The sequence below is a fragment of the Pedobacter sp. 05L430 genome, from assembly GCF_056397585.1.
The window spans coordinates 1-1,401 of sequence record NZ_JBFTNT010000525.1 but is presented as its reverse complement, the minus strand read 5'-3'; the positions used below and the strand labels follow the sequence as shown (position 1 = coordinate 1,401).

Below are 1,401 nucleotides of genomic sequence, written 5' to 3'. Positions count from 1 at the left end.
AATACAAAGCCCTCAATCCAAGAATAGCGAAAATATTAGACGTATATAAAATTAGCGGATCATCAGGTGCAATGGCAAAAATTGCAGGAATAGAATCTACTGCAAACAATAGATCTGTAAATTCAATAACCGCTACAACAACCAATAAAGGAGTAGCCAGTCTTACACCATTTTGTACCGTAAAAAACTTGGCACCATCAAACTCCTTACTCACTTTAAAGAACTTGTAAATCAGGCGGGCGCCAGGGCTTTTGCTAAAATCTTTGTCCTCATCATCATGATCATTTGCCAGGCCAGATTTAATACCGGCATAAATAAGAAACAACCCAAAAATCAGTAAAACAACATTAATGCGTATCAGTTCGCCAAACACCGTCATTTCAGGCAAATAAGTTAAATTAATCAACCCAACACCTGCAAATATGAAAATGGCGCGAAACACCAATGCCCCAATAATTCCCCAAAACAACACTTTATGGTGCAATTCCTTAGGCACATTAAAAAACCCGAACACCAGAATAAACACAAAAAGATTATCAACCGATAGCGCCTTTTCTATCCAATAGGCCGATTGAAATTGTGTAAACTTTTCAAAACCCGAAGTCAGGTAAATTACCCCACTAAATATCATGGATAAGCTTATCCATACCACAGACCATATAGCGGCTTCTTTACTACTTACAGCATGTACTTTTTTATTAAATACACCCAAATCTAAAAGCAGCATCACAACAACAACAACTGCAAATCCCGTAATCACCCCGGGGTGATCAATCAAATTATTACTCATTTTAACTTCTATTTTGAAATTCCACTAAAATGCTAAAAAAGATCGGTTTTAAACATGTCATTTAAAATTTCTGCAATCATTTAAAATGATCAAATACTGACAACCATCTTCCGCTTATACTGTTATTTAGATATAAAATTATAAAACACATATTATGGAAAAAGTATGGCTCATAACAGGCTGTTCAACAGGCTTTGGCCGGGAATTAGCAAAACAAGTACTCGAACTTGGCTACAAAGCTGGAGTTGCTGCCCGTAACATTGCCGACGTAGAAGATATCGTTAAACAATACCCGGAAACCTCAATAGCTATAACGCTTGATGTAACCAGGCAAGATCATATTACTGATGCCGTAAAGCAACTAACCGAAATATTCGGACGGGTTGATGTATTGGTAAACAATGCCGGCATTGGCTACTTTGGTTCAGTAGAAGCCAGCGACGAGCACGAAACCAGAAGAATGTTCGATATCAACTTCTTCGGGCTGGCCAACATGACAAAAGCAGTGCTGCCCCATATGAGAAAACAACGGAGTGGCCACATCATCAATATCGCTTCAATCGGAGGCTTAATGGCCTTTCCAGCATTAGCTTATTACAATGCAACTAAAT

2 protein-coding genes are annotated in these 1,401 nt (G+C 38.2%); one reads left to right on the top strand and one right to left on the bottom strand.

Annotated features, from left to right (window positions below):
• The coding region (locus AC1DG9_RS27045; RefSeq protein WP_477635692.1) for a TerC/Alx family metal homeostasis membrane protein at positions 1–790 on the bottom strand (790 nt) is incomplete at its 3' end.
• 154 nt (positions 791–944) lie between these two features.
• Between AC1DG9_RS27045 and AC1DG9_RS27040 the strand changes: the two genes are divergently transcribed.
• On the top strand, positions 945–1,401 hold a 457-nt coding region (locus tag AC1DG9_RS27040), incomplete at its 3' end, for an SDR family NAD(P)-dependent oxidoreductase (protein ID WP_477635691.1).